The sequence below is a fragment of the Micromonospora sp. I033 genome (assembly GCF_053890995.1).
The window spans coordinates 1-5795 of sequence record NZ_JBSSLX010000292.1 but is presented as its reverse complement, the minus strand read 5'-3'; the positions used below and the strand labels follow the sequence as shown (position 1 = coordinate 5795).

4 protein-coding genes and 2 pseudogenes are annotated in these 5795 nt (G+C 77.7%); 1 reads left to right on the top strand and 5 read right to left on the bottom strand.

The genetic code is table 11. The features are described 5' to 3' along the window. The coding region (crcB, locus tag ACW0Q9_RS28640) for a fluoride efflux transporter CrcB (RefSeq protein ID WP_456186570.1) at positions 1-341 on the top strand (341 nt) is incomplete at its 5' end. Positions 342-446: 105 nt separating this feature from the next. Here crcB and cobA read toward each other — a convergent pair. The 5 genes and pseudogenes from cobA to cobJ all read right to left on the bottom strand — a co-directional run. Continuing rightward, a pseudogene (cobA, locus tag ACW0Q9_RS28635) lies at positions 447-2087 on the bottom strand (uroporphyrinogen-III C-methyltransferase); the annotation flags it as partial. Beyond that, the gene (locus tag ACW0Q9_RS28630) at positions 2084-2677 is read right to left on the bottom strand and encodes a precorrin-8X methylmutase (RefSeq protein WP_456186568.1); all 594 of its coding nucleotides are present in this window, start codon (positions 2675-2677) and stop codon (positions 2084-2086) included. The gene ACW0Q9_RS28630 and the pseudogene cobA, both read right to left, overlap by 4 nt. Next, on the bottom strand, positions 2674-3750 hold the full coding sequence (locus ACW0Q9_RS28625) for a HoxN/HupN/NixA family nickel/cobalt transporter (protein ID WP_456186566.1): 1077 nt from the start codon (positions 3748-3750) through the stop codon (positions 2674-2676). The genes ACW0Q9_RS28630 and ACW0Q9_RS28625 overlap by 4 nt, the downstream gene beginning before the upstream one ends. Before the next feature lie 26 nt (positions 3751-3776). After that, positions 3777-3935 (bottom strand): annotated as a pseudogene (locus ACW0Q9_RS28620) (4Fe-4S binding protein); the annotation flags it as partial. Next, positions 3923-5638 carry a precorrin-3B C(17)-methyltransferase gene (gene cobJ, locus ACW0Q9_RS28615; RefSeq protein ID WP_456186572.1) on the bottom strand — a complete coding sequence of 572 codons (1716 nt, stop codon included), beginning with the start codon at positions 5636-5638 and terminating at the stop codon, positions 3923-3925. The pseudogene ACW0Q9_RS28620 and the gene cobJ, both read right to left, overlap by 13 nt. Positions 5639-5795: the final 157 nt, after the last annotated feature.

Sequence of the window (5795 nt, the reverse complement as noted above, 5' to 3'; positions counted from 1 at the left end):
TCGGGGCGGCGTTGGGCGCCCCACTGCGCTACCTGGCCGACCGGGCCGTCCAGGCCCGCCACGGCTCCTCCTTTCCGTGGGGCACCCTGACCGTCAACGTCTCCGGATCGCTGCTGCTCGGCGTGGTGGCCGCGGTGCCCGCCTCCCCCGCGGTGACCGCCCTGGTCGGCACCGGCTTCTGCGGCGCGCTCACCACCTGGTCCACGCTGAGCTACGAGACCCTGCGCCTGCACCGCGCGGGCCACCGCGGCCACGCCCTCGCCAACGTGCTGGGCAGCATCGCCGCCGGTCTCGCCGCGGCCACCGTCGGGTACGCGCTGGCCCACGCCCTCACCGGCTGATCCGCCGGGCCGCCCCGCTCAGACCCGCCCCGCTCACCCCCACGCGGAGGCGGCCGGCACCGGAGGCGGATCGGCCGCGGCGGGGACCGGACCCGCGCCGGCCGCGGCGGACGCCGGAGCCGGGTCGGCGGCGAGCGCCACCACCGGCCCGACCACGAACACCGCCGGCGGCCGGACCTCGTCCCGCTCGGCGAGCGCGCCGACCTCGTCCAGCCGGCACCGGGCCGTCCACTGGTCCGGGTGGCCGGCGTCCCGGACCACCAGCACCGGCGTATCCGCCGCCCGCCCGTGGGCGAGCAGTTCGGCGGCGATCCGCCCGACGGTGTCGACCGCCATGAGCAGCACCAGCGTGCCCCGGGCCCGGGCCAGCGCCGTCCAGTCCACCAGGGAGTCCGGGTGCCCGGGCGGCAGGTGCCCGGAGACCACGGTCACCTCGTGGGCCACGCCCCGGTGGGTCACCGGCACGCCCGCCAGCGCGGGCGCGGCCACCGCGCTGCTCACCCCGGGCACCAGCACCGTCTCCACCCCGGCCGCCGCGCAGGCCAGGACCTCCTCGTGGCCGCGGCCGAAGACGTACGGGTCGCCGCCCTTGAGCCGGACCACCCGCTTCCCGGCGCGGGCGTGCCCGATCAGCGTGTCGTTGATGGTGTCCTGGGCCATCGACGGGCCGCGGGGCACCTTGGCCGCGTCCACCAGCAGCACGCCGGGGCGGAGCCGGCGCAGCAGCCCGGCCGGGGCGAGCCGGTCGGCGACCACCACGTCCGCGGCGTCGAGCAGCGCCTGCCCGCGTACCGTGATCAGGTCGTCCGGGCCGGGCCCGCCGCCCACCACGGCCACCTGCCCGGGACGCAGCGCCGGCTCGTGGTGGTGGTGGTGACCGTGGCCGTCTGCCGGGTCGTCCGGATGGTGGTGCGGGGTCTGCGGCCGGCCCACCTTGTCGGCGAACCCGGGCAGCGCCACCCGGTACGCGCAGGTGTCGCAGTTCATCCGGATGTCCCCGCGCAGCGCCTCGGCGTGCCGTTCGAGGACCAGGTCGGCGAGGGCGTCGCAGTCGCCGATCACCTCGGCCACCCGCACGTCCAGGCCGGGATGGCCGGCGGCGAACTCCCGGCTCTGCGCCACGATCCGGTCGGGCAGCACCCCGGCGAAGAGGAAGTACGGGGCGACCACGATCCGCCGGGCGCCGAGCCGGCGCAGCCGCTCCAGCACGGCCGGCACGGACGGCTCGGCCAGCGAGACGAAGCCGGGTTCCACCCCGGCGTAGCCGCGCCCCTCCCAGAGCAGCCGGGCCACCTTGGTCACCTCGGCGTTGGCGTCCGGATCGGTGGAGCCGCGCCCGATCAGCGCGACCCAGGTGCCGGCCCGGTCGGCGCCGTCGAGCGCCGCGTCGATCCGCTCCGCCAGCGCCTCCTGCAGCAGCGGGTGCGGCCCGAGCGGCCGGCCGTACGCGTACCGCAGGCCGGGATGGCGCTGCCGCTCCCGGGCCAGGGCGGCGGGGATGTCCCCCTTGCCGTGCCCGGCGGCGGCCAGCACCAGCGGCAGCGCCACGAGGTGGCGGTGGCCCCGCCCGACCAGCGCGCCGACCGCGTCGGTCAGCGGCGGGCGGGACAGCTCGATGAAGCCCCCGTCCACGTCGGCGAGGGCGTCCCGGCGGCGGATCCGCTCGACCAACGCGGCGAACTGGGCGACGCCGGCCGCGCTGCGGGTGCCGTGCCCGACGATCAGCAGCGGGGGAAGGTGCTTCACTTGTCCTCCAGGTACAGCAGGGCGTTGAGGGCGGCGGCGGCCACCGCGGAGCCGCCCTTCTCCCCCACGTTGGACACGGCGGGCAGGCCGCTGGCCCGCAGCGCCGCCTTGGACTCGGCCGCGCCGACGAAGCCGACCGGCAGGCCGACCACCAGGGCCGGGGCCGCGTCGAGGCCGATCAGCTCGACAAGCGCGGTGGGCGCGCAGCCGACCACCCAGACCGCGCCCGGGCCGACCCGGTCGTACGCGATCCGCACCGCCGCGGCCGAGCGGGTGATGCCGGCGGCGCGGCCCAGGTCGGCGGCGGCCGGCTCGGCGACCGGGCAGACGATCTCCCGACCGGCGCCGGTGATCCCGGCGGCCACCATCCACACGTCGGTGACGATCGGCGCGCCGGACCGCAACGCGGCCAGCCCGGCAGCCAGGCCGTCCTCGTCGCAGACCAGGTCGCCGACGTAGTCCAGGTCGGCGCTGGCGTGCACCACCCGCTCGGTGACCGCCCGGGTCAGCGGCGGCAGGTGGGACAGGTCGACCCGGTCGCGCAGGATCCGGTAGGACTCCGCCTCGATCGGGTGCACCGTCCGGCTCATGAGCCGGCCCGCCCGTAGCGGCGGTCGTAGCCGCGCAGCCGCCAGACCAGCACGGCGCCGCCCCAGGCGAGGGCGAAGAGGACCACCACGGCGTAGCCGAGCTGCTCGAAGTGGTCGGCGATCGACGCGTACCCGGCCAGGACGGTCGCGCCGAGGTGGTCGGCGAGCAGCCCGGCCAGGTAGACGCTGGCCACCAGGCCGCCGACCAGCACGGTCATCGTGGTGGTGGCCAGGTTGTACCAGAGCCGGCGGGCCGGCTGCCGGTACGCCCACGAGTAGGCGCGGCTCATCAGCAGGCTGTCCGCGGTGTCCATGGCGGACATCCCGGCGGCGAAGAGCAACGGCAGGGTGAGCAGGGCCAGCACCGGCAGCCCGCCGGCGGCGGCGGTGCTCGCCGAGAGCGCCAGCAGGGTCACCTCGCTGGCCGTCTCCAGGCCCAGCCCGAAGAGGAAGCCGACCGGGGCCATGTGCCAGGAGGAGCGGACCAGGGTGCGGGCCCGGGCCCCGAGGATCCGGTGCATCAGCCCCCGGTTGAGCAGCAGGAGGTCCAGCTCGGTCTCGTCCAGGGCGCCGGCGCGCAGCCGCCGCCAGAGCCGGGCCAGCCCGGCCAGCACCACCGCGTTCAGCGCCGCCACCAGCAGCAGGAAGCCGGTGGCGGTGACCACCGCGACGGTGGCGCCGACCTCCCGAACGCCGGCCATCCGGTCGCCGGTCAGCCGGGTGGAGGCGAGCCCGACCACCAGGGCGAGCAGCAGCACCACGGCGCTGTGCCCCAGGGCGAAGAAGAAGCCGACGCCGACCGGCCGCCGGCCGCGCAGCAGCATGAGCCGGGTGGTGTCGTCGATGGCGGCGATGTGGTCGGCGTCGAAGGCGTGCCGCACCCCCAGCACGTAGGCCAGGGTGCCGGCGCCGGCCAGCCCGCCGGCCGCCACCGGCTGGTTGTTCCAGTACAGGTACAGGGTCACGCCGGCGACGTGCAGCGCGGCGATCGCGCAGACGATGCCACCGAGGCGGGCCCGCTCGGCGCGGCTCCAGCGGCCGACGGTCGGGGCGGCGGTCGGGGTCGAGGTCATCGCTCTCCTCCGGGTTCGGGGTCGACGCGGATGGCGTCCACGGGGCAGATCTCCAGGCATTCGAGGCAGCCGGTGCAGCGGTCGGTGACCCGCAGGCCGGCGGGAGTGGGACGGATGGCGTGCACCGGGCAGGTGAGCAGGCAGGCGCCGCAGCCCTGGCAGGGGCCGATGGTCACGACCGCCACCGGTACCCCCGGGGCGTGACCATCCGGCCGGCGACCACCCGGGTCTGCGAGCTGCCGACCACCACGACGCTGTACATGTCGACCAGCGCCGGGTCGAGGGTGGCGAGGGTGGCCAGGTGCACCCGCTGCCCCGGCCGGCTGGCGTTGCGCACCACGCCGACCGGTGTGTCCGGCGGGCGGTGCGCGGCGAAGGTCGCCAGCGCGGCGCCGAGCTGCCAGTCCCGGGTGCGGCTGCGCGGGTTGTAGAGCAGCGCCACCAGGTCGCCCTCCGCCGCGGCGGCGAGCCGGCTCACGATCACCTCCCACGGGGTGTGCAGGTCGGACAGGCTCAGGTAGACGTGGTCGTGCCCGAGCGGCGCGCCGAGCAGCGCGGACGCGGCAAGGCCCGCGGTCACCCCGGGCACGCCGACCACGTCGATCCGGTCGTCGGCGTACTCCAGGGCCGGGCTGGCCATCGCGTACACCCCGGCGTCGCCGGAGCCGACCAGGGCGACGGCGTGGCCGGCGGTGGCCTCGGCGACGGCGGCCCGGGCCCGCGCCTCCTCCGCGCCGAGCCCGCTGGCCAGCACCCGGGTGCCGGGGCGGAGCAGGTCGCGGACCTGGTCGAGGTACTGGTCCAGGCCGACCACCACGGCGGCCCGACGCAGCTCGGCCACCGCGCGCGGGGTGCGCAGGTCGGCCGCGCCGGGGCCGAGGCCGACCAGGGCGAGCCGGCCGCGCGGCGCCCGCCGGGCCACCGCGACGGTGGCCATGGCCGAGGCCGTCTTCGGCACCAGCAGCGTGCCGCCGTGGCGCAGCGCCGCGGCCTCCGCGACGCTCGGCGTGCCGACCGCGGCGCGGACCACCTCGCTGGGGTGCGGCACGTCGACCGCCGCCAACTCCGCCGCCGGCCAGGTCTCCAGGGGTACGCCGTACGCCTCGGCGGTCGCCCGGATGCCCGCCTCGTCGGCCTTGAGGTCCACGCTGGCCAGACAGCGCAGGCTGGCCGGGCTGAGGCCGGCGTCGGCGAGCACCCGGCCCAGCAGGTCGGTCACCTCGGCGGTGGGCACGCCCCGGCTGGAGCCGACCCCGGCGACCAGCGACGGCGGCCGGAGCACCACGGTCCGCCCGTCGAGCGGTACGACCCGGTCGGTGACCAGGACCCGCCAGCCGCCGGTTTCACCGGCGGCCGCTCCGGCGGCTGACGTCGCGGTGGTGGCCGGCGGGGGCGTGACCTCGACGTGAACGTGCTCGGGCAGGGCGGGCAGCGGCCAGGTGGCGTCGGCGACCAGCCGGACCGGCTCGCCGTCGAGGATCGCCCGGGACACCGCGGCCACCGCGCCCTCCACCGGCCAGCCGAGGGTGTCCAGCCCGGGCAGGCCGACCGCGTCGGTGGCGGTGGTGACCACCGGCCGGGCGTCGAGCAGCGCGCCGACCTCGGCGGCGAGGGCGTTGGCGCCGCCGGCGTGCCCGCCGAGCAGGGCCACGGCGTGGCGGGCCGCCTCGTCGACCACCACCACGGCCGGGTCGGCGTGCTTGTCGCCCAGCAGGGGCGCCAGGATGCGGACCACGGCGCCGGTGGCCAGGAAGGCGACCACCCCGTCGCACTCCCGCCACGCCATCCGCAGCGCGTCGGCGGCGCTCTCCGCCTCCACGGCGCGGGCGTGCGGCCAGGCCGCGGCGAGGGTGCCCGCGTGCCGCCGGCCGGCCGCGGTCGCCGCCACGAGCCCGACGAGGAAGGGCCCCTTCTTGACGCCTCCGGTGGAGCAGGGGTCCCCGGTTGACGGGTCCGACGGTGTGGGCACGGGTTCCTCCGGGTGGACGGTCACGGGAGCTCCGCGGTGAGCAGGACGACCGGGTTGGTGGCGGCCAGGCGCAGGG